Source organism: Arthrobacter sp. SlRoot2-15, from assembly GCF_059739345.1.
Map to the genome: position 1 here is coordinate 3369623 of NZ_AP046058.1, position 26549 is coordinate 3396171.

Here is a 26549-nt window from a genome sequence, read left to right on the forward strand (position 1 = left end):
CCGCAGCGGTGCGGACAGAGCCTGGCACGGACCGCTAGGCTGGGGGACTGACACGGGGTGCCGCGCAACGAGCCGGCTGAGATCCAGACCCGTTGAACCTGTCTGGTTAGCACCGGCGAAGGGATGTCTCTTGATTTCATCGACCCAACCTGCCTCAACCGAGCCGGCAGGACCGGACCGGCCCGCGTCCATCCTGCAGTCCACGTTCCCGTCTGCCGCCCCCGGCGAACCCGTTCTGCCGACGATTCCGCGGGTCCTCGCCATTGCGGGCTCGGACCCCTCCGGCGGCGCCGGCATCCAGGCGGACCTGAAGAGCATCGCCGCGCATGGCGGCTACGGCATGGCGGCCATTACCGCGCTGACGGCCCAGAACACCCAGGGCGTCCGGTCCGTCCACGTCCCGCCGGCGTCCTTCCTCACCGCCCAGCTGGACGCCATCAGCGAGGACATCACCATCGACGCCGTCAAGATCGGCATGCTCGGCGACGCCGTCGTGATCGACGCTGTCCGGTCCTGGCTCGAGCGGGTCCGCCCCGCCGTCGTGGTCCTGGACCCGGTGATGGTGGCCACCAGCGGCGACCGGCTGCTACAGGAATCGGCCGAGACAGCCCTGCAGGCCCTGCTCCCGCTCGCGGACCTCATCACCCCCAACCTGGCGGAACTGGCCATGCTGCTCGGCGAAGAACCCACCGCGGACTGGGACGAGGCGCTGGACCAGGGCAAACGGCTCGCGGCGCTGACCGGCTCCACCGTCCTGGTCAAGGGCGGCCACCTCCAGGACACCGGCGCCGACGACGACGCCGACGCAGGATGCCCGGACGCGCTCGTCAACACCGGAGGACTGCTTGGTGCGGAGACGGTGGTGGTGCCGGGCGAGCGGATCGCCACCCGCAACAGCCACGGCACCGGCTGCTCGCTGTCCTCGGCGCTGGCCACGGTGCAAGTCCGGACGGGGGACTGGGAGGCGTCGCTGCGTGAGGCCAAGCCGTGGCTGCTGGGCGCGCTGCGGGAGGCCGGGCGCCTCGACGTCGGACGCGGCAACGGTCCGGTGCACCATTTCCACCACCTGCAGCAGGGCGGTTCGCCGTCCGCGCCGTCCTTCGCCCGCGAGGGGGACTTCGCCGCGGTCCTCGACGGGCACGCCGCTGGCGGGCTGGACGCGATCTACGCCCTGGACTTCATCCGCGGCCTCGCGGACGGGTCCCTGCCCGAACGCGAGTTCGCCTACTACCTCGGCCAGGACGCCCTCTACCTCAACGGCTACTCCCGGGTGCTGTCGCGCGCGGCCGCCCTTGCGCCGTCGGAAGCCGAACAGCTGTTCTGGTCCCGTTCGGCGCAGCAGTGCCTCGAAGTGGAATCCGAGCTGCATCGGAACTGGCTGGGCGGCCGGGCAGCGGCGGGATCGCCGGGACCGGTCACCAAGGCGTACGTGGACCATCTGCACGCGGCTTCACTCGCCGGCAGCTACGGCGTGCTGGTGGCCGCGGCGCTGCCGTGCTTCTGGCTCTACGCCGAGGTGGGCGCCGCCTTGCACCGGGAGTTCCTTGGCGCCGGCGCCCCGGTGGGTCACCCCTACGCGGACTGGCTGCGCACCTACGCCGACGAGGCCTTCGCGGAGTCGACCCGGCAGGCGATCAGATACACGGACGCGGCGGCCCGCCGGGGTTCCGAGGCCGAGCGCAGCGCCATGGTCCTCGCCTTCGGGCAGTCCTGCCGGTACGAGGTGGAGTTCTTCGACGCGCCGAGGTTGCACGCCTGAGCGGCCCGGCGGGATGCGGCCGGTACGATGGTGGGGCGCGGTTCCGGAAGTCGCTGCGATGCCACCACTTTGGCCCCTCGGGGACAGTGTGTGGCGTCCGTCACGCACTACCGCCGGGACCGGCCTCGTTTGCGGCCGAAGGCAAAATTAGCGTAGTCTAGATCTTCGGTGCTTACGCCAACACTTGGGTTATGACCTTGAGGAACTGTTCACCCGCACTGCGGGCAGGACTTTCCACGGGATAGCTCATGGGTTCCCCCGGGGAATCCACCGGCGTTGAGGCACAGCGTGAGCCGGTCCAAAGACTTTGGCACCAGGTTCCGCACGCAAATCTAGTAATAAACGTCGAGAGAAGTGAGTTCCCCAGTGGTGTACGCGATTGTCCGCGCAGGCGGCCGCCAAGAGAAGGTTTCCGTTGGAGACTTCGTTACCCTGAACCGCGTCCCCGGTGGAGCCGGCAGCACCTTTGAGTTGCCCGCACTGCTCCTGGTGGACGGTGACAAGGTCACGACTGCAGCCAAGGACCTGGCCAAGGTAACGGTTACGGCTGAGATCCTGGAAGACCTCCGTGGTCCCAAGATCGTTATCCAGAAGTTCAAGAACAAGACCGGTTACAAGAAGCGCCAGGGTCACCGTCAGGAACTGACCAAGGTCAAGATCACCGGTATCAAGTAACTCCCCGTTACTGATCAGGTTCCAACAGTTTCCCCAGAATTTTTGAAGGCAGGCATTCCAAATGGCACATAAAAAAGGCGCGAGCTCCACTCGCAACGGTCGTGACTCCAACGCCCAGTACCTCGGCGTCAAGCGCTTCGGCGGCCAGGTAGTTTCCGCCGGCGAGATCATCGTCCGCCAGCGCGGCACCCACTTCCACCCGGGCGCCGGCGTCGGCCGCGGCGGCGACGACACCCTGTTCGCCCTGACCCCCGGTGCTGTCGAGTTCGGCACCCGCCGTGGTCGTCGCGTTGTGAACATCGTGGCTGCTGCAGCTGCAGAGTAACAACAAGTTCTAAATCGGTGGGGCGGGCCAATAGGTCCGCTCCACCGGTGTTTTAACCGCATTACAATCATCTTGGGCCCCTGGGACCCGAGGAACAGCACTGAGGAGATCCACGTGGCGAGCTTTGTAGACCGGGTAGTACTGCACGTATCCGGCGGTACCGGCGGCCACGGCTGTGTCTCCGTCCACCGCGAAAAGTTCAAGCCACTTGGCGGCCCCGACGGCGGCAACGGCGGCAACGGCGGCGACGTCATCCTGCGCGTGGACCCCCAGACCACCACCCTGCTCGACTACCACCACGCCCCGCACCGGCACGCCACCAACGGCGGCCCCGGCATGGGGGACTGGCGCGGCGGCAAAAACGGCGAGACCCTGGTCCTGCCCGTTCCCGAAGGCACCGTCGTCAAGAGCAAGGACGGCACCGTACTGGCCGACATGGTGGGTGAAGGCACCGAATTCATCGCCGCGGCCGGCGGCATCGGCGGCCTCGGTAACGCTGCGCTGTCCTCGCAAAAGCGCCGTGCCCCCGGCTTCGCCCTGCTCGGTATCGAAGGCGAATCCAGCGACATCGTCCTGGAACTGAAGTCCATCGCTGACATCGCCCTGGTCGGGTTCCCCTCCGCCGGCAAGTCCAGCCTGATCGCGGCCATGTCCGCGGCGCGGCCCAAGATTGCCGACTACCCCTTCACCACCCTGATCCCCAACCTCGGTGTCGTCCAGGCCGGCGACGTGCGCTTCACCATTGCCGACGTCCCGGGCCTGATCGAGGGCGCCAGCGAAGGCAAGGGCCTGGGCCACCACTTCCTCCGCCACGTCGAACGCTGCGCCGCGCTGGTGCACGTGCTGGACTGCGGCACGCTGGAATCGGACCGCGACCCGCTCTCGGACCTGGCCGTGATCGAGGCAGAGCTCGAAAAGTACGCCGTGGACATGAGCTACGCCGGCACCGACGGCGAAGTCGTGCCGCTGAACCACCGCCCGCGCCTGGTCGCCCTGAACAAGGTGGACCTGCCCGACGGCAAGGACATGGCCGAATTCGTCCGCCCGGAACTCGAAAAGCGCGGTTACAAGGTTTTCGAAATCTCGGCCACCAGCCATGAGGGCCTCCGCCAGCTGGGCTTCGCCATGGCGGAGATCGTCAAGGCCGCCCGCGACGCCGTCGCCGCATCGCAGCCCAAGGTCCAGGCCCCCGTGCTGCGGCCCCGCGCCGTCAACGAGTCCGGATTCACCATCCGCCGCGAGGAGAAAAACCTCGAGCCGCTGTTCCGCGTCCTCGGCGAGAAGCCGGTGCGCTGGGTCAAGCAGACCGACTTCACCAACGAGGAGGCCATCGGCTACCTCGCCGACCGCCTCGCCAAGCTCGGCGTCGAAAACGAACTCTTCAAGCAGGGCGCCAAGCCGGGTGACATGGTCGTCATCGGCGAGGACGACGGCGTTGTCTTCGACTGGGAGCCGACCATGATGGCCGGTGCCGAACTGCTGGCATCCCCGCGCGGCACCGACGTGCGCTTCGCCGACATCGGCGACCGCCCCACCCGCGGCCAGAAGCGCGAGGACCAGCAGGAGCGCCGCGACGCCAAGGCCGCCGCCCGGGCCGAGCTCGAAGCCGAGCGCAAGGCCGGCATCTGGACCGAATCGGTCAGTGCCCGCCGTGCCCGGCAGCCGCTCAAGGAGAGTGGACTCGGCGAAGCCGATGACGAGTAACGCTGTCGCCGCGGCGGCCGCAGCCGGGTCGCCCAGCCGCGCCGTGCTCTCCGGCGCCCGCCGGATCGTGGTCAAGGTCGGCTCCTCCTCGCTGACGTCCATCCGCGGCGGCATCGCCGAGGAAGCCCTGACCGACCTCGCCGACGCCCTCGCGCACAAACGCAACGCCGGCACCGAAATCATCCTCGTCTCCTCGGGGGCGATCGCCGCCGGGCTGGCGCCGCTGGGCCTGGACAAGCGCCCCCGCGACCTCGCCACCCAGCAGGCCGCCGCGAGCGTGGGCCAGGGGCTCCTGATGGCCCGTTACACCCACGCCTTTGGCGCTCACGGGGTCACGGTCAGCCAGGTGCTGCTCACCGCCGACGACTTCATGCGGCGCAGCCAGCACACCAACGCCTTCCGCGCGCTGGACCGGCTGCTCAACCTCGGGGTGGTCCCGGTGGTCAACGAAAACGACACGGTCGCCACCCATGAGATCCGCTTCGGCGACAACGACCGGCTCGCGGCCCTGGTGGCGCACCTGGTCCGCGCCGACGCGCTCGTGCTGCTCTCCGACGTCGATTCCCTCTACGACGGCCCGCACTCGCACGGTGCCAAGCGGATCGCCCACGTCGCCGGCCCCCGCGACCTCGAAGGCGTCTCGATCGGCAGCACCGGCAAGGCCGGGGTCGGCACCGGCGGCATGGTCACCAAGGTCGAGGCCGCCTCCATCGCCGCCGGTTCCGGAATCCACGCCCTCGTGACCTCCACCGCGAACGCCGCCGCCGCACTGGCGGGGGAGGACGTGGGCACCTGGTTCTCGGTCAACGGCGCCCGCAAGCCCATCCGGCTGCTCTGGCTCGCCCACCTGGCCTCCGTGCAGGGCACCCTGGTGCTCGACGACGGCGCCGTCCGGGCCGTCCGGGACCGCCACACCTCGCTGCTGCCGGCCGGGATCTCCGCCGTGCACGGCGACTTCGAAGCGGGCGACGCCGTCGAGATCGTCGGCACCGACGGGACCGTGATCGCCCGCGGCCTCGTGAACTACGGAGCCGCCGAGCTGCCGCAGATGCTGGGCCGTTCCACCCGTGAACTCGGCAAGGCTCTGGGGCGCGGGTATGACCGTGAAGTTGTTCATGTTGACGACCTGGTGCTGGTCTAAGCCCGCTGCTCGCCTAAACTTGGAGCATGACTGAGGCCCTGACTTCGCACCCCGACCTGCCGGTTCACGACGCGCCCGCCGAAGGCGTCCCGTCGGCCGCAACGGACGTCGAAGCCGCCGTGCACGCCATCGCCGACCGGTCCCGGGTGGCCTCCCGCCGGATGGCACGCGCCAACCGGGCGTGGAAGGACCGCGGCCTGCGCGCCGTCGGCGCCGCGCTGCTGGAACACAAGGACCGGATTCTGGCCGCCAACGCCAAGGACGTCGCGGCCGGCCGCGCCAACGGCACCTCGTCCGCGCTGCTGGACCGTCTCACCCTCACGGACGCGCGGGTCCAGGCCCTCGCCGCCGCCCTGGAAAACCTCGCCAACCTCCCCGACCCGGTGGGCAACGTGGTCCGCGGCCAGACCCTCCCGAACGGGCTGCGGCTGCGCCAGGTCAACGTGCCGATGGGCGTGGTTGCCGCGATCTACGAGGCGCGTCCCAACGTCACCGTCGATATTGCCGGGCTGGCGCTCAAAAGCGGCAACGCCGTCATCCTGCGCGGCGGCAGCGCCGCCGCCGCCACAAACGCCGCGCTGGTCAGTCTGCTCCGCGAGGCACTGGACTCGGTGGGGCTGCCCGCGGATGCGGTCCAGAGCGTCGACGAGTTCGGCCGCGAGGGTGCGAATGTCCTGATGCGGGCCCGCGGCCGGGTGGACGTGCTGATTCCCCGCGGTGGACGCGAACTTATCCAGACCGTGGTGCTGAACTCCTCGGTGCCCGTCATCGAAACCGGCGAAGGCAACGTCCACATCTTCCTCGACGCCTCGGCGGACGAGGAGATGGCCGTCGAGATCCTGCTCAACGCCAAGACCCAGCGCCCCAGCGTCTGCAACACCGTCGAGACCCTGCTGGTCCACTCCGGTTCCACCGTGCTGCCCGCCGTCGCCGCCGCCCTGCGGGCCGCCGGCGTCACCCTCCACACGGACGAACGGATCCGGGCCGCGCTCGGCCCCGGGGTGGAGTCCGTTGCCGCCACCGAGGCGGATTGGGCCACCGAATACATGGATCTCGACCTGGCCGTGGCCATGGTGGACAGCCTGGACGAGGCGGTGCAGCACATCCGCACCTGGTCCACCGGGCACACCGAGGCGATCCTCACCAACGATCTTGCCAACGCGGAGCGCTTCATCGCCGAGATCGATTCCGCGGCCGTGATCGTGAACGCCTCCACGCGGTTCACCGACGGCGGCGAGCTGGGCCTGGGCGCCGAGGTGGGCATTTCGACGCAGAAACTGCATGCCCGCGGCCCGATGGGTTTGACCGAGCTCACCACCACGAAGTGGATCGTGCAGGGCGAAGGCCAGATCCGGGCATAGCAACGCGGTAACATGGAAGGGAAGCCAGGAACGGCGGGACCTTTCCACGACGTAAATCAGACGTAAATCAGTCGTGAACCCGTCGTAAACCTGCCGTAAAACCGTCATAAATTGTGAACTCACTAGGGGAGAACATGCTGTTGCAGCAGATCGCCACATCCATCGCCGCGGCCGGCGAACACGAAGAACTCGCGCCGCTCATTGCGCCGCCGTTCGTTATCGGTGGCACCATGTTTGTGATCCTGCTGGTCCTGATGTTCATCACGCTGTCCTACGGCAACCTCGGCAACCGCCACGAAGCCGTCGAGGAGCACGCGGACCCGCACCGCCAGCACCCGAACAAGCACGACCACGGCCAGGGCCACTAATATTTCCGCCACGGTGAAGCAGCACGGCGCAACGCGCCGCCTGCGGCTGGGTGTGATGGGCGGCACGTTTGATCCGATCCATCACGGCCACCTCGTCGCGGCCAGTGAGGTCGCGGCGAAGTTCGGCCTCGACGAAGTGGTGTTTGTGCCCACCGGGCAGCCCTGGCAGAAGAGCAGCAAAAAAGTCAGCGAGGCCGAACACCGGTACCTCATGACCGTCATCGCCACCGCGTCGAACCCGCGCTTCACCGTCAGCCGGGTCGACGTCGACCGGCCCGGCCCCACCTATACCATCGACACCCTGCGGGACCTCCGTACGCTGCGCCCGGACGCGGACCTGTTCTTCATCACCGGCGCCGACGCGCTGGCCCAGATCCTGTCCTGGAAGGACATCGACGAGCTGTGGTCGCTCGCACACTTCGTTGGGGTGACGCGCCCGGGGCACGTGCTGGACGGCATGGGCCGCGACGACGTCAGCCTGCTGGAAGTGCCTGCCATGGCGATTTCCTCCACGGACTGCAGGGCACGCGTCGCTGCGGGAAACCCCGTCTGGTACCTCGTGCCCGACGGCGTGGTCCAGTACATTGCCAAGTACGACCTGTACGACGGCCGGCCCGATCCCCAGCCGGACAGCCAGGAGTTCCGCCCCGTCCAAGAAGTAAACCAAACCGCCAGCACCGAATGAGCCTTCAATGAGTCAGGAACAGCCTCCCATCCGCAGCCGCCGCGAATTGCGCCTGGCCAGGGATGAACGCCAGGACGTGGACCCCGGCGCCGGCGCCGCCGGTGCTGTTACGCCTGCCCCGGAGAGCGCCGGCGGAGCCGGCTCCGGTACGGCACAGGACAGCGCGAACCCTGCCTTCTCCGAGCGGCCCGAGGAGCCGACCGAGGCCGAAACCACCGGCCGCCGCCGGATCCCCGGCCCGGTGGACTCGGTCCGGACCACTTCGGCTGCCCAGCGCTCGTCCCAGATCCGCGCCCGCGACCGCGCGGCCCTGCGCACCATCAAGGAGCTCGCCGAGAAGGAAGGCCAGCTTTCCCCCGGCGGGCCGCCCACGCGCCGCCAGCTCCGCCTCCAGCAGCTTGCCGAAGAGACGGCCCCTGCCACCTCGGCCAACCCCATTGTCCCGATGCCCTCGCCGCGGACCCGCTCGCACCCCGTCGTCGCGCCGGCTGCCGCTGCACCGGGGGTCCAGGCCGCCCCGGCTACGCAGGATGCCGACCCCGACGGCGGCGTTCCCGGCCCCGGCGGGAAGCTGCCGGAAGGCATGAGCGTCGAGCAGGCGCTGGCCGCGCGTGAGCTCCTTGCCGCGCAGGCCCGTAACCAGGTGGCGAAGATGGAGCACATCGCCGCTACGGACCCCGATGCCGTCAATCCGGAGGTGCTGGCCGAGCAGATCGCCCTGGCCGAGCGTGCCGCCGTGCTCAACCGGCGGGCCGCGGCCAAGCAGAAGCTGGCCGAACAGAACAGCCAGCCGCCGCAGCGCAACGATCCCTCGACGGCGAGCAACCTCGCCATGGTCACTCCGCTGGAATTCGTCGAGGTTCCCGGCGTCGAACGGCCGGTGATGAAGCGCCCTGCCACGTCACACGTGCCGGTCGCCACCAACTCCAGCCCCAAGGTCCAGCCGAAAACCTCTCGCCGTCCGGGCCTGTCCCGGCTGCGGGATGCCGGACCGGTGAAAGGCCGGGCAGGCGTTTTGGCCCGGGCGGAGGCTGCCGCGCAGGCGGGTACCCGGCCGGCCGTGTCGGCCGCCCAGCCGGTTCCAGACGCCCCGGTAACCGAGGAGGACTTCGCGGCCCGGCCGCCCGTGGCTGCCAACGCCGCCTACGGGCTGGATCCGCTTGACGCCGCCACAGCCGGACTGGGCAGGGCACAGCGCCTGCGGGCCCTCCAGCTCGGCGTCCTGGCCCTGGGCGTGCTCGCGCTCATCGCCGGAATCATCCTGATCATCACCGGAATGGCCCACTAGCCGCCAACCCCGCAACGACCCCATGCCGCGCCGGTCCGCCAGGCAGCGCTTACGGACCGTTCAGCTGCCCCGTCTAAAAGTTTCTACATCTCAAGAATTTCCAATTTCACCAAGGAGTCCCGTGACTGCAACCGATTCATCCATCGCCACAGCCCGCCACGCCGCCCGTGCGGCATCGGAAAAATTGGCCGAGGACATTGTGGCCCTCGACGTCAGCGAACGGCTCGCCCTGGCGGACGTGTTCCTGATCGCCTCGGCCCCGTCCGAGCGCCAGGTCAACGCGATCGTCGACGGCATCGAGGATGAACTGTCCAAGTTCGACCTCAAGCCGGTCCGCCGCGAGGGACGCTCCGGCGGACGCTGGGTGCTGCTGGACTACGCCGACGTCGTGATCCACGTCCAGCACGAAGAGGACCGCGTGTTCTACGCCCTGGAGCGCCTCTGGAAGGACTGCCCGGTGGTTGACCTGCAGCTCGGCGACGACGCCTCGGCAAAGGCCGGCGCGGCCACCGAAACCGAGTAGCCGGCCCGGCCGCCGCAGCGCCAGAGCCTGAATATGCCCGATTTGGAATTTTCAGAAGTGCTGATCTAAGATATTTGAGTTGCTTCGGGGAGAACGAAATCGGAGCAGCGAAAATTCGGGGCTGTGGCGCAGCTGGTAGCGCACCTGCATGGCATGCAGGGGGTCAGGGGTTCGAGTCCCCTCAGCTCCACCGGATGATCCGCCGGAATCGAAAGATTCCGGCGGATTTTTTTGTGCCCGGCCGGCGCCAGGACGCCGGCGGTGGCGCGCTGCACGACGCGCCGCGCCCCGATTAGCGTCACGGGCAAATGTAGATTAAGCTAATCAGGTTGCTTGATCGAACCGGCCTTCGGCCGGCGGGATCAGCGGCAAGTTCGGGGCTGTGGCGCAGCTGGTAGCGCACCTGCATGGCATGCAGGGGGTCAGGGGTTCGAGTCCCCTCAGCTCCACCGAACAGGGTCCCGCTCAATGAGCGGGACCCTGCTGGTTTAACCCTCACCTAGGATGGGACCGTGAACGAAGTGCGCCTGGCCGACGTTGTGGTCATTGGTGCGGGGCAGGCCGGACTGTCCGCCGCCTACCACCTGCAGCGCCGCGGTTTCGTCCCGGCTGACGACGCCGACCAGGGTGCCGACCAGGGCGCCGACTACAACGGCGGCAGCGCCGCGGGCCCGCTTAGCTATGTGGTGCTCGACGCCGAGGACGGTCCCGGAGGCGCCTGGCGCCACCGGTGGAAGAGCCTGCTGATGGCCACCGTGAACGGCATCAGCGACCTCCCCGGCATCCCGCAGCCCTCGGTGGACCCGCAGGAGGCGAGCTCAAGCTTCCTGAGCCGCTACTTCGGCGACTACGAGACCGAGCTGGGTCTGGCCATCCGGCGCCCCGTGAAGGTGCGCTCGGTCAGCCGCGAGGACGGCAATCCGGCCGGACGGCTGCGTGTTGCCACCTCCGTTGGCGCCTGGTCAGCGCGGGGCGTGATCAATGCCACCGGCACCTGGACCCGTCCGTTTTGGCCGATCTACCCGGGCCAGTCCAGCTTCCACGGACGGCAGCTGCATGTGGCGGACTACGTCTCGGCCGAGGAGTTCCGCGGCCAGCACGTGCTCGTGGTAGGCGGGGGCATCTCCGCCGTCGGCCTGCTCGAGGAAATTTCCCACGTCACCACCACCACCTGGTTCACCCGGCGTGAACCCGTCTGGCGCGACGCCGCCTTCGACCGGCAGGCCGGCCACGACGCCGTCGCCCTCGTCGAAGAGCGGGTCCGGCAGGGACTGCCGCCGCAGAGCGTCGTCGCCGTCACCGGCCTGATCTGGACCCCAACCTTGCGCGCCGCCGCCGAGCGCGGTGTGCTCCGGCGCAACCCCATGTTCACCGGCATCGAACCCGGGGGAGTGCGGCTCGCGGACGGCAGTTTCCTGGCCGCCGACGTCATCCTTTGGGCCACCGGCTTCCGGGCCGAGCTGGAGCACCTCGCACCGCTGCACCTGCGCGGGCCCGGCGGCGGCATCGCGATGGACGGAACGCAGGTCGCCGCGGAACCCCGGGTGCACTTGGTGGGTTACGGCCCCTCCTCATCCACCATCGGGGCCAACCGCGCAGGCCGGGCCGCCGTGGCCGGGATCGTCAAACTGCTGTCCGGTTCGGGATAACGTAAAACGGTGCAAAATACGCTCGAACAACTCTTCCCCCGGCTGCGGCGGTTCCCTGATGTCGAGGCCGCCAACCTGCAGGCCTGGGACGCCACCGACAGGCTGCTGCTGGACACCGCGGCCGAGCTACAGGCCGCCGGTGTCATCGCACCCGGCGCCACGACCGCCGTCGTCGGCGACCGGTACGGTGCGCTGACCCTCGGCCTGCTGGCGCTGGGCGGGCGGGGCACGCAGGCGGGCGCGGTCCGCGTACACGAGGACCTGGTCACCGGCGAACGCGCGCTGCGCCACAACGCCGAACTCGTGGGGATCACTGACGGCTTCGACCAGCTCACGCTGGACGCCGCGGTGGACGGCGCCGGACTGGTGCTGCTGCAGCTGCCCAGGTCCCTCGCCGAACTCGAGGAGATCGCCGACGCCGTCGCCCGGCACGCCGCGCCCGGTGTGGTGCTGCTGGCCGGCGGCCGGGTCAAGCACATGAGCCTGGGCATGAACGCGGTGCTGGAACGCTACTTCGGCGAGGTGCAGCCGCAGCTGGCGCGGCAAAAATCCCGGGTCCTGCTCGCCCGCGCCGCCAAGGCGGTCGGCGCCACCCCACCCTTCCCGGTCGCCGAGCGCAACGCCGAGCTAGACCTCACCGTCTGCGCCCGGGGCGCCGTGTTTGCCGGCACGGGGCTGGACATCGGCACCCGCTTCCTGCTGGGATTCCTGCCGGAGATGCCCAACGTCGGCCGCGCCGTCGACCTGGGCTGCGGCACGGGAATCCTCGCGGCCATGTACGCCCGAAGCCACCCGGGCGCCCGTGTCACGGCCACCGACAGGTCCGGGGCCGCCGTCGAATCGGCCCGGGAAACTGCCCGTGCCAACGGCCTCGACGCCCGGATCGACGTGCTGCAGGACGACGCCATGAGCACCCTGCCCGACGCCGGCGCCGGCCTGGTCCTGCTCAACCCGCCCTTCCACCTCGGATCCGCCGTGCACGCCGGGGCAGGACTCAAGCTGATCGAAGCCGCCGCCCGGGTCCTGGCCCCCGGCGGCGAACTCTGGACCGTGTTCAACAGCCACCTGCACTACCGGCCGGCGCTGGAACGGCTGGTCGGGCCCACCCGCCAGGTGGGCCGCAACGCGAAATTCACCGTCACCGCGAGCGTCCGCAGGCCGTAGCCCAGACCGCGCTGGCGGCAGCGCCGGGCTGACCGCCAGAAAACCGCCCGACTGTGAAGCCGCTCTATGGGGCTCGGGGCCGCGGGTAACGTACGATTCTGGAATCAGCAGTGCTTGGCCGAAGACGTTTAGAGGTATCAGTGACTGAGATCCGCACACCCTCGCCGCGGCGCGGAACGAACCTCCCCCGGATGGGGGATTTCAACCTCACCGTCATTCTCGACGCGATCCGGCGCGCCCCGGGCGGCCTCAGCCGGGTGGAACTCGCGCAGATCGTCGGACTCTCGCCGCAAACCATTTCCAACATCTCCCGCCGGCTGCTGGACCAGAACCTCATCGTCGAGGCGGGCAAGGAAGGCACCGGGCCCGGCAAACCGCGGACCATGCTCAGGCTCAACCCCGGCGGCATGTACGCCGTGGGCGTCCACCTCGACCCCGCCGTCCTGACCTTCGTAGTGCTGGACCTCGTCGGCGCCGTCGTCAAGCACTCCCGGATCAAGACCCCCTCCCGCACGGATCCGGGCTCCATCATCGACACCATCGCCGCCGAGATCAAGCAGCTGGTCGAGGACTCCGGGGTGGACCGTTCCAAGGTCGCCGGGCTGGGTGTCGCCTCGCCCGGGCCCATCGACCTGGTCGAAGGCGCCGTGGTGGATCCGCCGCTGCTGCCGGGCTGGGAGCGCGTTCCGTTGCGTGACGCCCTGGCCGAGGCGACCGGGCTCTCCACGATCCTGGACAAGGACGTAACCAGCGCCGCCGTGGCCGAAACCTGGGCCGGCGGTCCCAGCGGTGCCGGCAGTTTCGTCTTTATGTACATGGGCTCCGGCATAGGGTGCGGTCTGGTCCTCAACGACGAGGTCATCCGCGGCACCTCCGGCAACGCCGGCGAAATCGGCCACATCATCGTGGACCCGGACGGGCCGCTGTGCGACTGCGGCCAGCGCGGCTGCGTGAAATCCTCGGCCATCCCGCAGGTCCTGGTGGCCCAGGCCGAGGCAGCCGGGGTGTTGGACGGCTCCCGCGCGGACCGGAGCGCCCCGGCGGTGCAGGAAAGCTTCGCGGAACTCTGTGCGCTGGCCTACGGCGGGAACGAGGCCGCACTGGAGATCATCCGAAAATCCGCTGTGCTGGTTGGCCGGGCCATCTCCGCGGTCACCAACGCCCTGGATGTGGACCGGGTGGTGTTTGGCGGACCGTTCTGGACCTGCCTCGCTCCGGCCTACCTGGAGCTGATCCCGGGCCTCGTCGGCGAGAACAGCGCCACCTGCAAGATCCACGGGATCGAAGTGGTGGGCACGGGCGTGGGCGAGGACGTGGGTGCGATCGGCGCCGCGTGCCTGGTCCTCGAGCACACCCTGGCGCCCCGCTCCCAGCGCCTGCTGCTGGAGGGTTAGGGCCTGCCCTCAGACGCCGCCGCCGGCAGCGCCGCCACGGTCAGCACCAATTCAGTCGATGTCCTCGATGACGGTGCCGAAGGGGATCGCCTCGTCCACGTGCGCCTGGTGCCCGGTGGGGCCCCGGTTGTAGGACACCTTGACACCGTGCAACTTGTCCGCGGCGGACTGCATCAGCACCGGCCTGACCGTGTTGACAAAACTCTCGCTCTTGCCGGCGAGATACTCCTGGTAACTTGCTGGAAGCTGAATCATGGCATCAGGATAGACCTGCGCCGCGGACAAGGGGAGGGCCCTTGGGGGCGAATAATCTTCTGTCTCGACCGTCACGGCTGCGTAAAGACGCGTCTTAATTCGGCGTCCGACTTGTTTGCCGCTTTCCCGGCCCTTAGAGTCGTAGTCAAGTTACCGCGGTAACGTGTCAGCGATCCTCCGCTGCAGGCCGGCCCACTGGAAAATTCCCCGGAACAATCCAGCGGCGGCCAAGGAGGGTGTGGGTGCCCCCATGTGGGCCTGACATTTGCTCACGGACAACTTCGTACCAGGCGTAACAGTCGCGGCTGCGCCCTGCTGAAGTTTCCTCCGTGTTCCCCAAACTCAACTCATTGGCGGCAGCGCCGGCCGGTTTTCCGGCCTCAGCTGGCGGCAGTGGCTCACAGCCAAGGACGCAAATGTCTCCACCAAGCCTTATCGACGCACATCCCAATCTCGCCTGCGCGGCCCCTCTGGCCCTGTCGTATGAGCTGTTCCCGCCCCGGTCTCCCGCGGCCGCGGAAACGCTCTGGACCACCATCGCCGAACTGGAAGCCACAAGCCCCGACTACGTGTCGGTGACCTACGGTGCGAGCGGCTCCAACCGGGGCACCGCCGTCGAACTTGTCCGACGCCTGGTGCAGGAAACCTCGCTGCGCCCGCTGGCGCACCTGACTTGCGTGGGCAACACCCCTCAGGAGCTCGCCGAAATCATCGGCGAACTGCTCGACGTCGGCGTCCGCGGCATCCTCGCCTTGCGCGGGGACCAGCCCAGGGACGGCGAACTCCCGGCGGACGGCTCGCTCCGGTACGCCCAGGACCTGATCGAACTGATCCGCCGCGTCGAACAGCGCCGCTCGGCGCTGCTGTGCGCCGGCAAAGTGGCAGTCGGCGTCGCCGCCTATCCCACCCGGCATCCCGAATCACCGAGTGAGGCGCACGACGTCGAGGTGCTGCTCGCCAAGCAGCGGTCCGGCGCGGACTTCGCCATCACCCAGGTCTTCTTTCACACCGAGCAGTATGCGCAGCTCCTGACCCGGGCACGCCGTGCCGGGGTCACCATCCCGATCGTCCCCGGGGTGATGCCGCTGACCAGCATCCGCCGGCTCACCCGCCTCGGCGAACTCACCGGCGTCGAGCCGGCCCCGGAGCTGATCGAAAAGCTCTCGGCCGCCGAGACCGACGCCGAACGCAACCGCATCGGGGTCACGGCCACCGTGGACCTGGCCAACGCGGCACTGGACGCCGGAGCCCCGGGCCTCCACCTCTACACCTTCAATGAGCACGCCAGCGCCCTCGACGTGCTGGACAAGCTTGCGCTGCCGCGCCCGCACCGGGCCGGCAACCGCACCGGGGCCGCGCGCCGCGGCGCCGGCCAGCAGCTCGCCAGCTGACCATCCGCTTCCGACGCAACCTGACGACAAAACCCAAGGACTTCCCCATGACTGAACAGCACAACACCCCCTTCCCGTCCGCCTCGATCCTCGGCTACCCGCGCATCGGCCGCCGCCGCGAGCTCAAGAAGGCCGTCGAGGCCTACTGGGCGGGCAAGATCGACGTCGCAGCCCTGGACGCCGCCGCCAAGGACATCCAGCTCGGCACCGCCAAGCGCCTGCAGGGCCTGGGCCTGACCGAGGCCGCCGCCGTCCCCGGCACCTTCTCCTACTACGACCAGGTCCTCGACGCCGCAGCCCACCTCGGCGCCGTGCCCGCCCGCTTCGGCAACCTCCTGGACGCCGACGGCCAGCTCGACATCGACGGCTACTTCACCCTGGCCCGCGGCACCAAGGACCAGCAGCCGCTGGAAATGACCAAGTGGTTCGACACCAACTACCACTACCTCGTCCCGGAAATCGGCCCGGAAACCAGCTTCGCGCCGACCTCCGAGCGGATCGTCGAGGAATTCGCCTACGCCCTCGCCAACGGGGTGGAAACCCGGCCGTACCTCGTCGGACCGGTCACGTTCCTGCTGCTGAGCAAGGCCTCCGATGACGCCCCGGCCGGGTTCAGCCCGCTGTCCCGCCTCGAGGACGTCCTCCCGGTCTACACCGCCCTGCTCCAGAAGCTGGCCGCCGCCGGCGCTAGCTGGGTTCAGCTCGACGAGCCCGCCCTCGTAGTGGACCAGGACACCCCGGCAGCGGAAATCGACGCCGCCGTCGCCCGCTCCTACGAGGTTCTCGCCGCCGCCGCGAACCGCCCGCAGCTGTTCGTCTCCACCCCGTACGGGGCGCTGGGCGGTCAGCTCGGCACCCTCGCGGCCACCGGCATCGACGCCCTGCACCTGGACGTCTTCAAGGGTGAGGTCCCCTCGGCCGCCGCGCTGGCCGGGCTGGGCAATAAGACCCTCGTCGCCGGTGTTGTGGACGGCCACAACATCTGGCGCAACGACCTCGCCGCCTCCGCAGCCACGATCGCCGAGCTGCAGAAGTCCGTCGCCAAGCTGGCCGTCAGCACCTCCACCTCGACCCAGCACGTCCCGCACGACGTCGACGAGGAAGTCCAGCTCTCCGCGCAGCTGCGCAGCTGGCTCGCCTTCGCCGACCAGAAAGCCGCCGAGGTGGTCACCCTCGCCGGGCTCCTGACCGACCCCGACGCCGTCCGGCCTGCCATCGACGAGGCCACCCGCATCATCGCCGACCGCGCCGCGGCCGACGGCGTCCGCCGCGCGGAGGTCCGGAACCGCACCGCCGCCCTGACCGACGCAGACTTCAGCCGCTCGGCGTACGGCGTCCGCGAGGCCGCGCAGACCGAGGCCCTGCACCTGCCGCCGCTGCCCACCACCACCATCGGCTCCTTCCCGCAGACCGGTGAAATCCGCACCGCCCGGGCCCGCGCCAACAAGGGCGAACTCAGCACGGAGCAGTACGAGCAGCTCATGCAGGACGAGATCAAGCGCGTGGTGGAACTCCAGGAAGAGCTCGGCTTCGATGTGCTGGTCCACGGCGAACCCGAGCGCAACGACATGGTCCAGTACTTCGCCGAGAACCTCGAAGGCTTCGACGTCACCGTGCACGGCTGGGTCCAGTCCTACGGCTCCCGCTGCACCCGCCCTTCCGTCCTCTGGGGCGACGTCACCCGCAGCGCCCCGATCACCGTTGAATGGGCGCGCTACGCGCAGTCCCTGACGAACAAGCCGATGAAGGGCATGCTCACAGGCCCGGTCACCATCCTGGCGTGGTCCTTCGTCCGCGACGACCAGCCCCTCGGCGAGACCGCCAACCAAGTGGCCCTGGCGCTCCGGGACGAGATCGCGGACCTCGAAGCCGCCGGCATCAAGGTCATCCAGGTCGACGAGCCGGCGCTGCGCGAACTCCTCCCGCTGCGCAAGGCCGAGCAGGCCGCGTACCTGGACTGGTCCGTGAAGTCCTTCCGGCTCGCGACCGCCGGCGCCGCGGACGCCACCCAGGTCCACACGCACCTGTGCTACTCGGAGTTCGGCGCGATCATCGACGCGATTGACGGCCTCGACGCCGACGTCACCTCGATCGAGGCCGCCCGTTCCCGCATGGAGGTTGTCCACGACCTCGAGTCACACGGCTTCGGCCGCGGCGTGGGCCCGGGCGTCTACGACATCCACTCGCCGCGCGTCCCGGGGGAGCAGGAAGTCACCGAGCTGCTCAGCACCGCGGTCAAGCACGTCCCGTCCCGCCAGCTCTGGGTCAACCCGGACTGCGGCCTGAAGACCCGCGGCTACGCCGAGACCGAGGAGTCCCTGCGCAACCTGGTGCACGCCGCCAAGACGGTCCGCGCCGAGCTGCTGGAAGCGGCCAAGTAGCCTGCTGCGCCACCTACGACGGCGGCCGGCCACCTCACAAGGTGGCCGGCCGCCGTCGTACGCGTTTTACCAGGCTGCTGAGCAAACGCCCTTATGGCCCCTCAAAAGGGCGTGAACGGAGCAGCCGATCAGGATTCCCAGAGGATCTCGTCGTCGACGACGCCGTCCTCGTCCGCGGAGGCCACCAGGATCTCATCGGTGAAGTGTGAGCCCAGGGTGAAGTCCAGGACGAAGTAGCGCTCCGGCTGGCCGGGGAAGATGCCCACGTGGCCCAGCTTCAGGGCCTTGAGGAAGACCTGGTTGGTCAGCTGCGCCTTGTCGGTCACGCCGAAGACCTGCTTTAGGTGCTCGGGCTTGATGGCGTTGCAGTGGAAGCGGAGGTATTCCTGCGGGCTGGTGCCTTCCTGCTCCAGCTCCTCAGCGATCATGTCGCGGACCTGGTCCACGAGCTCGGGCAGGAAACGCAGCCGGTAGTCGACCTTGTGCATGGCCGCCTCATCAAAGTGGTCATGCGCGTTGACACTTAGGTCAAGTTCCAGGGGCTGGCCCGCGAGTTCGTGTTTCGCGGCGAAATTATGGTCACGCCCGTGGTTGAGCTCGATCTCTCCAAAGTGCTGGCTCGCTACCTTGCTCATGTCTTCAACATAGTCCTGAAAACTGGTCCGTTCCAGCATCGCTGGGGATTTATCCGATACCGGACCCGCCGCGGGGCGTGCGGCCGGTACATTGATCGGATGCAGACCGTCGCCGCCACCGTTGCCCGTGCCCGTGAAGTTTTTGACAACGGAACCACCCGTCCGCTGGCGTGGCGGCTGGAACAGCTCGGCAGCCTGCGGCGGATGCTGATCGAACGGCGCGAGGATTTCGCCGCAGCGCTCGCCGGCGACCTGGGCAAACACGAAACCGAGGCCCAGCTGACCGAGATCGGTTTTGTCACGGCCGAGGCATCGCACCTGGAGAAGCACCTGGAGGCCTGGCTGCGCCCGCGGTCCGTGTCCGTGCCGCTCGCCGTCCAGCCGGCCAAGGCCTGGACCGAGCTCACCCCGCTGGGCGTGGTGCTGGTGATCGGCCCGTGGAACTACCCGCTGCAGCTGCTGCTCGCGCCGCTGGCCGGTGCCCTGGCCGCGGGCAACACCGTGGTGCTCAAGCCCAGCGAGCACGCCCCGGCCACCTCCGCCGCCCTGGCCCGCTGGATTCCCGAGTACCTGCCGGACGCGGCGCAGGTTATTGAGGGCGGCATTCCCGAGACGACCGAGCTGCTGGCCCTCCGCTTCGACCACATCTTCTTCACCGGCGGGGAGGCCGCGGCCAAGGTGGTGCTGCGCGCCGCCGCGGAGCACCTGACGCCGGTGACCCTGGAACTGGGCGGCAAGTCCCCGGCCTACGTGGACGCGTCGACCGACCTGGCCAAGGCGGCCAAGCGGCTGGCCTGGGGCAGGTTCATGAACGCCGGGCAGACCTGCGTGGCCCCGGACTACATCCTCGCCACGGAGGACGTGCTCGCCCCGCTGGAACGCGAACTGGTCAAGGCGATCGGGGCCCTCTTCGGGGAGGACTCGGCCCGGAGCGACTCCTACGGCCGGATTATCAACGACAGGCACTTCGACCGGCTGGCAGCGCTCGCGGACGGCAGCACCGTGGTCCACGGCGGCGGGCGCGACGCCGCCAGCCGGCACTTCGCCCCGACCCTGCTCCGGCCGGCTCCCGGCGACGCGGTGATGGCGGAGGAAATCTTCGGCCCGCTGCTGCCACTGGTCCCGGTCAGCGGCAAGGACGAGGCGATCCGGACGATCAACGCCGGGCCCAAGCCGCTGGCCCTGTACGTATTCAGCAACGACGCCGGCACGCGCCGGGCGTTCTCCGAACAGACCTCCTCGGGTGCGCTGTGCTTCGACGTCCCGGCCGCGCACCTGACGGTGCCCGGACTGCCGTTCGGCGGGGTGGGCAACAGCGGCATGGGCGCCTACCACGGCGAACATTCGCTCAGGACCTTCTCGCACGAGCGCTCCACCCTGTCCAAGCCGCACTGGCCGGACACGCTGGAGTTGATCTACCCGCCCTACACCAAGGCCAAGCACCGGATCATCAGCACCCTGGTGGCGCCGGCCGGGAAACTCGGCGTCAAGTCAGGCAAAAAGGCCAGGAAGGGCTCCGGCCAGCCCTAGGAGTCAGTCCCGGCGAGTGGTGCCGAGCTTGTGCAGCGTGTCCGCGAGCAGCTCCACGAAAAGCTGGACCTGGGCCGTCAGCTTCTCCTTGGGCAACAGGGCAAAGACGTTGCGGGCCAGCCGGATTTCCGGGACGTCCAGCACCACCACGCCCGGGGGCCGGCGCAGCAAGGCCAGTTCCGGGACCAGCGCCGCCCCAAGGCCGGCGGCCGCCATTTCCAGGCTGGCGTGGAAGTCGTCGCTGTAGGCGACCACACGCGGGTGCAGGTTGCAGCTGGCGAAGAGCCGTTCAATCACGGTGGCGTCCGAGGTGCCGGGGTGGTGCATGATCCACGGCATGTCGGAGAGGTGGTCCGCCGCGACCTTGGAATCAGGGCCGATGCCCCAGGCGGCGGGCAGCACCACCCGGAAGTCGTCGTCGCCGATCCATTGCCGGTTCACCGTGTGCGGCCAGGCCAGGCCCGACTGGCCCACCTGGTAGACCAGGGCCACGTCGAGTTCGCCGCCGGTGCGCAGGCCCTGGATGGTCTGGCCAGGTTCGGCCACGGAGACCCGCAGCTCGATGCCGAGCTTCCGCCAGGCCGGATTCTGCAGGATCCGGGGGAGGACGTAGGTGGCCAGGGACGGGAAGATGCCCAGCCGGAGCTCTTGGCTCGTGCTGTCGTGGGTCCGGGCCGCCGCCGCCATCAGCGTGTCGATATCGGTGAGGACCTTGGCCGCGTGCCGGGTCATCACGGCGGCGGCCTCCGTGGGCTGGATGCTCCTGGCCGAGCGCTGGAACAGGGCCACCCCGGTGTCCCGTTCCAGCGCGGACATCTGCTGCGACACCGCCGATGCCGTGTAGCCGAGCCGGGTGGCGGCCGCCGTGAAGGAGCCGAGCCGGACCACTTCCACCAGCGTTCGGAGGTGCACGGGGTTGATCAAGGGCTGCCCTTCGGTGGTTACGGTGAGGCGGGTGCGAAATCCCGCTTCATTCTGGCACATTGGTTCCCAGGCAGCCGGGGTGAAATCACACTCATCCGGCGGCCCCGCGGTGACGAATTGCCCATAAGTAGATCCATCAGGACAATTCAGGCGAAGCAACAGGAGCGGACCAGTGCAGCAAGCAGCAAGTATCCCGGACGGACGGCGGGTTGCCGTGATCGGCAGTGGGGTGGCCGGACTGACCGCCGCCTACGTGCTGAACCGGCGGGACCACGTCTCCGTCTTCGAGGCAGACGTGCGGCTCGGCGGCCACGCCCACACCCATGACGTGCCCCAGACCGACGGTTCCGTGCTGGGCATCGACACCGGCTTCATCGTCCACAACGAACGGACCTACCCCACCCTGCTGCGGCTCTTCCGTGAATTGGGCGTGCAGACCCAGGACTCGGAAATGAGCATGTCCATCCGCTGCGACGGCTGCGGCCTCGAGTACGCCGGTGCCCGGGGCGGCGCGCGGGGAATCATCCCGCGGCCCTCCACCCTGCTGCGGGGCCGCTACCTGAAGATGCTGCTGGAGGTCGGGCGCTTCTACCGCCGGGCCCGCGCCCTGCTCGCGGAAACCGACGCCGACGGGGCCGCCACGGCCGGCACTCCCGAGCTGACCCTGGGCGAGTTCCTGGACCGGGAGAAGTTCAGCAGCTACTTCATCGTGCACTTCATGACCCCGGTGGTCAGCGCCGTCTGGTCCTGCGACCCGACCACCGCGCTGGCGTACCCGGCGCGCTACCTCTTCACCTTCCTCGGCCACCACGGACTCCTCGGAGTCAAGGGCTCCCCGCAGTGGCGCACGGTCACCGGCGGCTCCCGCAGCTACGTGGACAAGCTCGCCGCCACGCTGCCCGATGTCCGCCTCGCCAGCCCGGTCACCCGCGTCCGGCGCCACGCCGGCGGGGTGGACATCACCACGGCCAACGGCACCGAGAGCACCGAAACCTTCGACGCCGTCGTGATCGCCACGCACCCGGCGCAGGCGCTGGGGATGCTCACGGACGCCTCGCCCGCCGAGCGGGAGGCGCTCGCCGGCATGCCCTACTCGGTCAACCACACCGTCTTCCACCGCGACGACGCCGTGCTGCCCGCCAGCGACAACGCCAAGGCCTCCTGGAACTACCGCCTGCCCTCCTGCGACGCCCGCCCGGACCGGGTGCTGGTCAGCTACGACATGACCCGGCTGCAGCGGCTGGAACCGGCGGACGGCCGGCGCTACATCGTCAGCCTCGGGGAGTCGGAGCTGATCGACGACGGCACCGTGCTGGAGCAGATGGTCTACGAGCACCCGCAGTACACCCCGGATTCGCTGCGCGCCCAGCAGCAGATCCTGGGCCTCGGCGACAGCCGCCTGGCCTTCGCCGGTGCCTACCACGGCTGGGGCTTCCACGAGGACGGCGCCCTCTCCGGCGTCCGCGCCGCCGCCCGGCTGGGCCGCGACTGGGAAGACCGCGCGGCGGGGCCGCAGGCAGCGGAACTCCAGACGTCCCTGGAGGGCGCATGAGCAGCCAGGCAGCGATTTACCGCACCTCGATCGCGCACGTGCGGCGCACCCCGCTCAAGAACGCCTTCACCTACCGCAGCTACAGCTGGTATGTCGACGTCGACTCCCTTCCGAAGCTGCCGCGCTGGCTCGCGCCGCTGGCCGGCTTCTCCGCCGCGGACCACCTGGGCGACCCGGACGGGACACTGCGCGGCAACGTCGAGCGCTACCTCGCCACGCAGGGCATCACCCTCGACGGCGGCCGGATCACCATGCTGGCCAGCGCCCGTGTCCTCGGCCACGTCTTCAACCCGCTGAGCCTGTTCTGGTGCCACGACGCCGCCGGGGTGCTGCGCTGCGTGGTCGCCGAGGTCCACAACACCTACGGGGAGCGTCACTGCTACCTGCTGGAGACCGACGACGCCGGCCGGGCCAGCGTGCCCAAGGCGTTCTACGTCTCGCCGTTCAACGACGTCGAGGGCCAGTACCGGATGAAGCTTCCGGAGCCCGGCGGGCGGCTGGCGGTCTCGATCGTCCTGGAACGCGAGGGACAGAAACCCTTCGTCGCCACCATGGACGGCGTCCGCAGCGAAGCCACCGTGCCGAACATCCTGGCCGCGGCGCTCGCCGTCCCGCTGGCGCCGCTGCGGGTCGCAGCGCAGATCCGCTGGCAGGGCATCAAACTTTGGGCACGCAGGCTGCCCGTCATCAAGAGACCACACCACCCCTCACAGGAGGCAGTCCAGTGACCATGACCGAAGCGACCGGATCCCAGCCGGTGGAGAAGAACCCATCGCAGTCCAAGGCAGCGCTGAAGAACGCGCAGTCCAACCCCAGCGTGCCCTATACGGTGCCGCAGCCGCCCGCCGTCGTTGACGCCGGAATCTGGCCCAGCATCGCCGCGGGGCCCTCGAGCCTCAAGGCGCGGCTCGCCGGGCGGGTCGCGGACGCCATCTTCCGCGCCGCCGTACGCAGCCTCCCGCTGGAGGTGCGCTACCCCGACGGCACCGTCCTGGGCAGGGCCTCCGCCGGCAAGTCCCCGTCCGGCGAGCCGTATCCCGTCATGACGATGAACCGGCCGGAAGCCTTCGCCGCACGCCTGGGCGACGGCGGCCTGATCGGGCTGGGGGAGTCCTACATGGCCGGAGACTGGGACGCGGACAACCTCACGGCAGTGATGGAAGTCTTCGCCGCCCGGGTCGGGACGCTGGTCCCGGAGCCGCTGCAGAAGCTCCGCGGCCTCTACCTGCCCCGCACCCCGCGCACCGAACGGAACTCGGAGCAGAACACCCGCTCCAACATCTCCCGGCACTACGACCTGTCCAACGAGCTTTTCGCGACCTTCCTGGACAGCACCATGACCTACTCCAGCGCCCTCTTCCCTGAGAGCGGCGAGGCGCTGGGCCACGTGGCGTGGGACGGTCTGGCCGCCGCGCAGCAGGCCAAGATCGACCGGCTGCTGGACAAGGCCGGGGTGACGGAAGGAACGCGCGTGCTGGAGATCGGCACCGGCTGGGGCGAACTCGCCCTCCGCGCCGCAGCCCGCGGGGCCACGGTCTATTCCGTGACCCTCTCCAGCGAACAGCAGGAACTGGCACGCCAGCGCGTGGCCGAGGCAGGCTACGCCGACGCCGTCACGATCGAACTCAAGGACTACCGGGCCGTGGAGGGCGAGTACGACGCCGTCGTCTCGGTCGAAATGATCGAAGCGGTCGGCTACGAATACTGGGCCACCTACTTCCAGACGATCGAACGCGTGCTGGCCCCCGGCGGGAAGGTCGCCATCCAGGCCATCACGATCGGCCACGACCGGCTGATCGCCACCCGGACCAGCTACACCTGGGTGCACAAATACATCTTCCCCGGCGGCGTCATCCCCTCGGTCCGGGCCATTGAAGAGATCACCGAGAAGCAGACCGGGCTCCGCGTCCGCGAACGCCTCGCCATGGGCGAGCACTACGCCCAGACGCTGCGGCTGTGGGAGGAGCGCTTTATGGCCCGCGGCGAGGACGTCCGCGCCCTCGGCTTCGACGAGATCTTCCAGCGGATGTGGCTGTTCTACCTGTGCTACTCCCGTGCCGGCTTCGAGACCGGATACCTGAACGTCCAGCAAATCGTCCTGGACAAGGCGGCCACCAAGGCTGCCGGCCGCACCCGCGCGACGACGGCGTCCGGCGAACGGGCGGCAGGATGACCGGCGCCTTGGCCGGCACCATCGCCGAGGTCCTCCGGCCGCTGGTGGGCGGCGAGCTCCCCGTCCGGCTGATCGTCTGGGACGGCAGCGAGACCGGCCCCGCCGGCGCCCCCGTGGTGCGGCTCAACTCACCTGACGCCATCCGCCGGCTGCTCTGGGCACCGGGGGAACTGGGTGCCGCCCAGGCGTACGTCACCGGAGAGCTGGACGTCGACGGCGACCTCAACGCTGCCCTCAAGCACCTGTGGAAGGTGGTCAGGGACCGCGGCCTGTCCGGCATCCGCCCCACCCCGGCCGTGCTCGCCGGCGTCGCCCGGATCGCGAAGGAAGCCGGAGCCCTGGGCGCCCCGCCCGAGCCGCCGGCCAGCCAGGCCCGGGTGAAGGGACGGCTGCACAGCCTGATCCGCGACCGCGCCGCCATCAGCCACCACTACGACCTCAGCAACGACTTCTACGCACTGATTCTTGACCCGCAGATGGCCTATTCGAGCGGGTACTGGACGGATTCGCGCGGGAACGCCGCGCCAGGCTACGGCCTCGAAGACGCTCAGCGGGACAAACTTGACCTGGTCTGCCGCAAGATCGGGCTGCGGCCAGGGATGCGGATGCTGGACGTCGGCTGCGGCTGGGGCTCGCTGAGCCTGCACGCCGCGCAGCACTACGGCATCGACGTCGTCGGCGTCACGCTCTCCGTGGAACAGAAGGCGTTCATCGACGCCCGGATCAAGGAACGCGGCCTCGAGGGGCGCGTGGAGATCAGGGTGCAGGACTACCGCGAGATTCCGGACGGCCCGTTCGACGCCGTCGCCTCGCTGGAGATGGGCGAGCACGTGGGGCAGCGGAACTACCCGGTGTACGCCGCCGCGCTGTTCAACAACGTGGTCCCCGGCGGCCGGGTGCTGGTGCAGCAGATGTCCCGGCGCGGCAAGCACCCCGGGGGCGGGCCGTTCATCGAGTCGTTCATCGCCCCGGACATGCACATGCGCCCGGTGGGGGAGACCCTGGGGTTCCTGGAAGACGCCGGACTCGAGGTCGAGGCCGTCGAGGCGATGCGCCGCGACTACGTCCGGACCCTCGAGGCCTGGTACGCGCGGTTCGAGCAGAACCACGGCGCCGCCGTCGCGATGATGGGCGAAGAGATCGCCCGGGTCTGGCGGCTGTACCTGGTCGGCGCGCTGCGCAGTTTCGCCGAGGGCCGGATGGGCGTGGAACAGATCCTCTGCAGCCGCCCGGAGTAGGCGGCCGGAGCGGCCCTAACAGCGCTCCCGGCAGGTCCCCTGCCGGGAGCGCTGTTAGGCGAATCACCGTGAGCTAAGGCGGGTACCGACCGGTGCCCGCCTTTGCTGTGCCGTCAGCCACTATATGTAGTGCTTCGTCCCACTCCGGCCCCTTCTGGGGGAACCCGCGACACGCCGTCCAGAATGCGACACGCGGGGCGGTTAATTGTGGCTAACTACTCCACAGGGTGTGGATGGTGTCCTCGAAAATGGCTGAATTCCGGACATTTTGAAGGCCCCGGCCTGTGGATTAATGGTGCGTTAAATGACATACTTGTAATACATCATCTTGGGGTCCACGCGGGGCTCTTGCACTACATGTAGTATCGACTTACAGTTCGAGCGAAGCGGTTGCAGACCGCCAGGCGAGGCCAGTAGCGGATAAGGATTCCTGT

The 26549-nt window shown here is 69.1% G+C and carries 23 protein-coding genes, 2 tRNA genes and 1 riboswitch; of the genes, 22 read left to right on the forward strand and 3 right to left on the reverse strand.

The window, feature by feature from the left end; all coding sequences use genetic code 11:
* The first annotated feature begins 43 nt into the window (after positions 1-43).
* A riboswitch (TPP riboswitch) is annotated at positions 44-141 on the forward strand.
* 49 nt (positions 142-190) lie between these two features.
* From AC6I9V_RS15640 to AC6I9V_RS15710, 15 genes are all read left to right on the forward strand, one after another.
* The gene (locus AC6I9V_RS15640; RefSeq protein ID WP_497900331.1) at positions 191-1759 is read left to right on the forward strand and encodes a bifunctional hydroxymethylpyrimidine kinase/phosphomethylpyrimidine kinase; all 1569 of its coding nucleotides are present in this window, start codon (positions 191-193) and stop codon (positions 1757-1759) included.
* 366 nt (positions 1760-2125) lie between these two features.
* The gene (gene rplU / locus AC6I9V_RS15645; RefSeq protein WP_138770443.1) at positions 2126-2434 is read left to right on the forward strand and encodes a 50S ribosomal protein L21; all 309 of its coding nucleotides are present in this window, start codon (positions 2126-2128) and stop codon (positions 2432-2434) included.
* 61 nt (positions 2435-2495) lie between these two features.
* On the forward strand, positions 2496-2759 hold the full coding sequence (rpmA, locus tag AC6I9V_RS15650) for a 50S ribosomal protein L27 (RefSeq protein ID WP_009372867.1): 264 nt from the start codon (positions 2496-2498) through the stop codon (positions 2757-2759).
* 114 nt (positions 2760-2873) lie between these two features.
* A complete protein-coding gene (gene obgE / locus AC6I9V_RS15655; RefSeq protein ID WP_497900056.1) occupies positions 2874-4463 on the forward strand; it encodes a GTPase ObgE in 1590 nt (529 codons plus the stop codon).
* Positions 4453-5604: a glutamate 5-kinase gene (proB, locus tag AC6I9V_RS15660; RefSeq protein WP_497900057.1), complete on the forward strand. Its 1152-nt coding sequence runs from the start codon at positions 4453-4455 to the stop codon at positions 5602-5604. Before obgE ends, proB begins: the two co-directional genes overlap by 11 nt.
* A gap of 26 nt (positions 5605-5630) precedes the next feature.
* Positions 5631-6965, forward strand: coding sequence for a glutamate-5-semialdehyde dehydrogenase (locus AC6I9V_RS15665; RefSeq protein ID WP_497900058.1), 1335 nt, complete (start codon positions 5631-5633; stop codon positions 6963-6965).
* Positions 6966-7099: 134 nt separating this feature from the next.
* Positions 7100-7333, forward strand: a complete 234-nt coding sequence (locus tag AC6I9V_RS15670; protein WP_138769100.1) for a hypothetical protein — start codon at positions 7100-7102, stop codon at positions 7331-7333.
* 55 nt (positions 7334-7388) lie between these two features.
* A complete protein-coding gene (gene nadD / locus AC6I9V_RS15675; RefSeq protein WP_497900332.1) occupies positions 7389-8018 on the forward strand; it encodes a nicotinate-nucleotide adenylyltransferase in 630 nt (209 codons plus the stop codon).
* A 7-nt stretch (positions 8019-8025) separates the two neighbouring features.
* Positions 8026-9306, forward strand: coding sequence for a hypothetical protein (locus tag AC6I9V_RS15680; protein ID WP_497900059.1), 1281 nt, complete (start codon positions 8026-8028; stop codon positions 9304-9306).
* A 121-nt stretch (positions 9307-9427) separates the two neighbouring features.
* Complete coding sequence (rsfS, locus tag AC6I9V_RS15685; RefSeq protein ID WP_497900060.1) at positions 9428-9829, forward strand: ribosome silencing factor; 402 nt, start codon at positions 9428-9430, stop codon at positions 9827-9829.
* A 117-nt stretch (positions 9830-9946) separates the two neighbouring features.
* Positions 9947-10019, forward strand: a tRNA-Ala gene (locus AC6I9V_RS15690).
* Positions 10020-10205: 186 nt separating this feature from the next.
* Positions 10206-10278: transfer RNA gene (locus AC6I9V_RS15695), tRNA-Ala, on the forward strand.
* Between the two features lie 63 nt (positions 10279-10341).
* Positions 10342-11478 (forward strand): NAD(P)-binding domain-containing protein, encoded by a 1137-nt coding sequence (locus AC6I9V_RS15700; RefSeq protein ID WP_497900061.1) that lies wholly within the window; start codon positions 10342-10344, stop codon positions 11476-11478.
* A 9-nt stretch (positions 11479-11487) separates the two neighbouring features.
* On the forward strand, positions 11488-12642 hold the full coding sequence (locus AC6I9V_RS15705) for a class I SAM-dependent methyltransferase (protein WP_497900062.1): 1155 nt from the start codon (positions 11488-11490) through the stop codon (positions 12640-12642).
* Between the two features lie 191 nt (positions 12643-12833).
* Positions 12834-14036, forward strand: coding sequence for an ROK family transcriptional regulator (locus AC6I9V_RS15710; RefSeq protein WP_497900333.1), 1203 nt, complete (start codon positions 12834-12836; stop codon positions 14034-14036).
* 51 nt (positions 14037-14087) lie between these two features.
* Here the strand turns inward: AC6I9V_RS15710 and AC6I9V_RS15715 are convergent, their stop codons facing one another.
* A complete protein-coding gene (locus AC6I9V_RS15715; RefSeq protein ID WP_497900063.1) occupies positions 14088-14291 on the reverse strand; it encodes a hypothetical protein in 204 nt (67 codons plus the stop codon).
* A 416-nt stretch (positions 14292-14707) separates the two neighbouring features.
* Here AC6I9V_RS15715 and AC6I9V_RS15720 point away from each other — a divergent pair, with 416 nt between their 5' ends.
* Both AC6I9V_RS15720 and metE read left to right on the forward strand, forming a co-directional pair.
* Complete coding sequence (locus AC6I9V_RS15720) at positions 14708-15682, forward strand: methylenetetrahydrofolate reductase (RefSeq protein WP_497900064.1); 975 nt, start codon at positions 14708-14710, stop codon at positions 15680-15682.
* Between the two features lie 47 nt (positions 15683-15729).
* Positions 15730-18063 (forward strand): 5-methyltetrahydropteroyltriglutamate--homocysteine S-methyltransferase, encoded by a 2334-nt coding sequence (metE, locus tag AC6I9V_RS15725; RefSeq protein ID WP_497900065.1) that lies wholly within the window; start codon positions 15730-15732, stop codon positions 18061-18063.
* 128 nt (positions 18064-18191) lie between these two features.
* Here metE and AC6I9V_RS15730 read toward each other — a convergent pair whose 3' ends face one another.
* Positions 18192-18698 carry a DUF2004 domain-containing protein gene (locus AC6I9V_RS15730; RefSeq protein ID WP_497900066.1) on the reverse strand — a complete coding sequence of 169 codons (507 nt, stop codon included), beginning with the start codon at positions 18696-18698 and terminating at the stop codon, positions 18192-18194.
* 99 nt (positions 18699-18797) lie between these two features.
* On the opposite strand from AC6I9V_RS15730, the gene AC6I9V_RS15735 reads away from it, so the two are divergent.
* Positions 18798-20228 (forward strand): aldehyde dehydrogenase family protein, encoded by a 1431-nt coding sequence (locus AC6I9V_RS15735; protein ID WP_497900067.1) that lies wholly within the window; start codon positions 18798-18800, stop codon positions 20226-20228.
* 3 nt (positions 20229-20231) lie between these two features.
* On the opposite strand, the gene AC6I9V_RS15740 is transcribed toward AC6I9V_RS15735, so the two are convergent.
* On the reverse strand, positions 20232-21152 hold the full coding sequence (locus tag AC6I9V_RS15740; RefSeq protein ID WP_497900068.1) for a LysR family transcriptional regulator: 921 nt from the start codon (positions 21150-21152) through the stop codon (positions 20232-20234).
* Between the two features lie 172 nt (positions 21153-21324).
* Between AC6I9V_RS15740 and AC6I9V_RS15745 the strand changes: the two genes are divergently transcribed.
* From AC6I9V_RS15745 to AC6I9V_RS15760, 4 genes are read left to right on the forward strand one after another with little or no spacing between them, the layout of a single operon-like run.
* Positions 21325-22704 carry an NAD(P)/FAD-dependent oxidoreductase gene (locus tag AC6I9V_RS15745; RefSeq protein ID WP_497900069.1) on the forward strand — a complete coding sequence of 460 codons (1380 nt, stop codon included), beginning with the start codon at positions 21325-21327 and terminating at the stop codon, positions 22702-22704.
* Positions 22701-23432: a DUF1365 domain-containing protein gene (locus AC6I9V_RS15750; protein ID WP_497900070.1), complete on the forward strand. Its 732-nt coding sequence runs from the start codon at positions 22701-22703 to the stop codon at positions 23430-23432. Before AC6I9V_RS15745 ends, AC6I9V_RS15750 begins: the two co-directional genes overlap by 4 nt.
* Positions 23429-24877, forward strand: a complete 1449-nt coding sequence (locus AC6I9V_RS15755) for a class I SAM-dependent methyltransferase (RefSeq protein WP_497900071.1) — start codon at positions 23429-23431, stop codon at positions 24875-24877. The genes AC6I9V_RS15750 and AC6I9V_RS15755 overlap by 4 nt, the downstream gene beginning before the upstream one ends.
* On the forward strand, positions 24874-26115 hold the full coding sequence (locus tag AC6I9V_RS15760; RefSeq protein ID WP_497900072.1) for a class I SAM-dependent methyltransferase: 1242 nt from the start codon (positions 24874-24876) through the stop codon (positions 26113-26115). The genes AC6I9V_RS15755 and AC6I9V_RS15760 overlap by 4 nt, the downstream gene beginning before the upstream one ends.
* Positions 26116-26549: the final 434 nt, after the last annotated feature.

What these genes read in the sequence shown, in the direction of transcription:
- AC6I9V_RS15730 (WP_497900066.1), bottom strand. Translation starts at nt 18,698, where the DNA reads ATGAGCAAGGTAGCGAGCCAGCACTTTGGAGAGATCGAGCTCAACCAC.
- AC6I9V_RS15680 (WP_497900059.1), top strand. Translation starts at nt 8,026, where the DNA reads ATGAGTCAGGAACAGCCTCCCATCCGCAGCCGCCGCGAATTGCGCCTG.
- nadD (WP_497900332.1), top strand. Translation starts at nt 7,389, where the DNA reads ATGGGCGGCACGTTTGATCCGATCCATCACGGCCACCTCGTCGCGGCC.
- AC6I9V_RS15665 (WP_497900058.1), top strand. Translation starts at nt 5,631, where the DNA reads ATGACTGAGGCCCTGACTTCGCACCCCGACCTGCCGGTTCACGACGCG.
- AC6I9V_RS15760 (WP_497900072.1), top strand. Translation starts at nt 24,874, where the DNA reads ATGACCGGCGCCTTGGCCGGCACCATCGCCGAGGTCCTCCGGCCGCTG.
- metE (WP_497900065.1), top strand. Translation starts at nt 15,730, where the DNA reads ATGACTGAACAGCACAACACCCCCTTCCCGTCCGCCTCGATCCTCGGC.
- AC6I9V_RS15710 (WP_497900333.1), top strand. Translation starts at nt 12,834, where the DNA reads ATGGGGGATTTCAACCTCACCGTCATTCTCGACGCGATCCGGCGCGCC.
- AC6I9V_RS15720 (WP_497900064.1), top strand. Translation starts at nt 14,708, where the DNA reads ATGTCTCCACCAAGCCTTATCGACGCACATCCCAATCTCGCCTGCGCG.
- AC6I9V_RS15735 (WP_497900067.1), top strand. Translation starts at nt 18,798, where the DNA reads ATGCAGACCGTCGCCGCCACCGTTGCCCGTGCCCGTGAAGTTTTTGAC.
- AC6I9V_RS15750 (WP_497900070.1), top strand. Translation starts at nt 22,701, where the DNA reads ATGAGCAGCCAGGCAGCGATTTACCGCACCTCGATCGCGCACGTGCGG.
- AC6I9V_RS15715 (WP_497900063.1), bottom strand. Translation starts at nt 14,291, where the DNA reads ATGATTCAGCTTCCAGCAAGTTACCAGGAGTATCTCGCCGGCAAGAGC.
- proB (WP_497900057.1), top strand. Translation starts at nt 4,453, where the DNA reads ATGACGAGTAACGCTGTCGCCGCGGCGGCCGCAGCCGGGTCGCCCAGC.
- rpmA (WP_009372867.1), top strand. Translation starts at nt 2,496, where the DNA reads ATGGCACATAAAAAAGGCGCGAGCTCCACTCGCAACGGTCGTGACTCC.
- AC6I9V_RS15670 (WP_138769100.1), top strand. Translation starts at nt 7,100, where the DNA reads ATGCTGTTGCAGCAGATCGCCACATCCATCGCCGCGGCCGGCGAACAC.